The following is an 884-nucleotide window of genomic DNA, read 5'->3' as shown; positions in this document are numbered from 1 at the left end:
GAGCTCCGGCTCCAGCTCGCCGGCTGAGCGTACGGTCGAAGCCGCCCCTCCCAAGTCCACAACGGGAACTGCCGAGTCAGGCAGCGTCACCCTCTCGGAGCCGTACGGCCCCGGAAACCAACAAGGAAAATCCCATGGCAGACATCACCATCAGCCCCGATGAGATCCGTGATGCCCTGAAGGACTTCGTCTCGAACTACGAGCCGACGAAGGCCTCCACGGCCGAGGTCGGGCACGTCATCGACGCCGGCGACGGCATCGCGCACGTCGAGGGCCTCCCCGGCGTCATGGCGAACGAGCTCATCCGCTTCGAGGACGGCACGCTCGGCCTCGCGCAGAACCTCGACGAGGACGAGATCGGCGCCATCGTGCTCGGCGAGTTCGCCGGTGTCGAAGAGGGCCAGGAAGTCACCCGCACCGGCGAGGTCCTCTCGGCTCCCGTCGGCGACGGCTTCCTCGGTCGCGTCGTCGACCCGCTCGGCGCCCCGATCGACGGTCTCGGCGAGATCCAGGCCGAGGGCCGCCGCGCCCTCGAGCTGCAGGCGCCCGGCGTCATGTCCCGCAAGTCGGTGCACGAGCCGCTCCAGACCGGCATCAAGGCCATCGACGCGATGATCCCCGTCGGCCGCGGTCAGCGTCAGCTGATCATCGGCGACCGCCAGACCGGCAAGACGGCCATCGCGATCGACACGATCATCAACCAGAAGGCCAACTGGGAGTCGGGCGACGAGGACAAGCAGGTCCGCTGCATCTACGTCGCCATCGGTCAGAAGGGCTCCACGATCGCCTCCGTCAAGGGTGCGCTCGAGGACGCCGGTGCGATGGAGTACACCACCATCGTCGCCGCCCCGGCCTCCGACCCGGCCGGCTTCAAGACCTCGCCC

General features: G+C 68.6%; 1 pseudogene. It reads left to right on the top strand.

The features are described from left to right. Window positions 1–134 precede the first annotated feature (134 nt). Window positions 135–884: pseudogene (locus I5E_RS11990) on the top strand (F0F1 ATP synthase subunit alpha); the annotation flags it as partial.

The organism is Curtobacterium sp. B18 (assembly GCF_000333375.1).
Lineage (GTDB): Bacteria > Actinomycetota > Actinomycetes > Actinomycetales > Microbacteriaceae > Curtobacterium.
The sequence above is the reverse complement of the archived record's forward strand: the minus strand, read 5'-3'. Positions and strand labels throughout refer to the sequence as shown.